Origin of the sequence: Cedecea neteri NBRC 105707 = ATCC 33855 (assembly GCF_001571265.1) — a bacterium.
Lineage (GTDB): Bacteria > Pseudomonadota > Gammaproteobacteria > Enterobacterales > Enterobacteriaceae > Cedecea > Cedecea neteri.
Map to the genome: position 1 here is coordinate 1 of NZ_BCTL01000122.1, position 1,069 is coordinate 1,069.

The following is a 1,069-nucleotide window of genomic DNA, read 5'->3' on the forward strand; positions in this document are numbered from 1 at the left end:
TCCCGATGGCAGGGCACTGTACGACCTGAAGTTTGATCCGGCAGCCCTGACAGCCGCGCCAGGTGCTTTCTTTGCCGCCTTTAAGCTCATTGCGACCAATAAAGGTGGCAGCACAGCGGCCAAGGTCCCTGTCGCATTTCAGGTGCAAGATACTACCATTATGACGTTGTCAGATGACTCACCAGCGCTGGTGCCTACCGGCGCAACAGGTCTGTCTATCACCCAACTCAAGGCGATCGGGACTGAGAGCCAGGCATCGACCCTGACGGCGACGGGCCGTGGCGGGGCGAAAAGCACGTTTACCGGGCGCATTGCGGCCGCGGTGACCAGCGTCAAGATTGTTCCCTCAGACGTACGCTACACCATGCAGGGCACAGAATTTGCTCTGGCTGGGAAAATGCCTGCAATTACAGTTGTGCCGACCTCCAGCCGCACACCGGTTCATGTTACCCTGAGCGGTCCAGCATCCCCTGTTACCGGGGCGAGCCCGGCAAAATTTGAAAAAGGAAACCCGACCCAGGCTGATGTTGTCCCTGACAACACTATACCCGTCATTATCGCAGGGACAACGGCCGGACCGGTCACCATTACTGCCACCGCGGGAAGCCAGACAGACACCGTCACCTGGCATGTATTGCCGACGCCAGGCGCAGCGCAGGGCGGCCCCAACGGATCTTACCCGGTGCGTAATTTTGCGACCCAGGCCAGTGCGACCAGGCTTGTGCTGCAGGGGGAAGAAGTCAAAGGCCAGACCGGGCACCCCGTGCCTGTCCCGCACTGGTATGTCAGGGTTTCGCTGGACGTGAGTATGGCTGACGGAATAACAAATCTGAAGTTTAGTCCAGGCGCAGCCACGGACGAAGATCCGAACGGGAAATGGATCATCCTGCAAACAAGTGCTACCGGCGAAATTATCGTTCCATTTAACAAAATTTCCGGCATTGCTGCAGGGAAATTTAACCTGATTATCGAGGCTAGCAACACCTTCAGTGATAAAACAGGCCCCTGGACCCTGTTCACGAAGACACTGCCGATCCAGATAACCAGAACCTTCGCGGAGTAACACACA

Annotated in this window: 1 protein-coding gene; it reads left to right on the forward strand. The window is 57.0% G+C overall.

What is annotated here, in order from left to right:
• The coding region (locus CNE01S_RS25575; protein WP_169799437.1) for a hypothetical protein at nucleotides 1-1,063 on the forward strand (1,063 nt) is incomplete at its 5' end.
• Nucleotides 1,064-1,069: the final 6 nt, after the last annotated feature.